The sequence below is a fragment of the Bacillus lumedeiriae genome (assembly GCF_044891285.1).
Classification (GTDB): Bacteria; Bacillota; Bacilli; order Bacillales; family Domibacillaceae; genus Pseudobacillus; species Pseudobacillus lumedeiriae.
Map to the genome: position 1 here is coordinate 1 of NZ_JAUIYO010000060.1, position 379 is coordinate 379.

At 51.2% G+C, this 379-nt stretch carries 3 tRNA genes; all 3 read right to left on the reverse strand.

Annotated elements, in window-relative coordinates:
* Positions 1-48: 48 nt before the first annotated feature.
* Positions 49-124, reverse strand: a tRNA-Lys gene (locus QYG89_RS17190).
* 29 nt (positions 125-153) lie between these two features.
* Positions 154-229 (reverse strand) — tRNA-Thr (locus QYG89_RS17195).
* Positions 230-237: 8 nt separating this feature from the next.
* Positions 238-310 (reverse strand) — tRNA-Val (locus tag QYG89_RS17200).
* Positions 311-379: the final 69 nt, after the last annotated feature.

Sequence of the window (379 nt, forward strand, 5' to 3'; positions counted from 1 at the left end):
TCCTAAGTCTGGTGCGTCTGCCAATTCCGCCACACCCGCATATAAAAGTGGTGAGCCATGAAGGACTCGAACCTTCGACCCTCTGATTAAAAGTCAGATGCTCTACCAACTGAGCTAATGGCTCGTCCTAATAAGACGATGATTTTTTAAAAGTGGTGCCGGCGAGAGGACTTGAACCCCCAACCTACTGATTACAAGTCAGTTGCTCTACCAATTGAGCTACACCGGCAATACTGATGGAGGATGACGGGATCGAACCGCCGACCCTCTGCTTGTAAGGCAGATGCTCTCCCAGCTGAGCTAATCCTCCATAAATGGTGACCCCTACGGGATTCGAACCCGTGTTACCGCCGTGAAAGGGCGGTGTCTTAACCGCTTG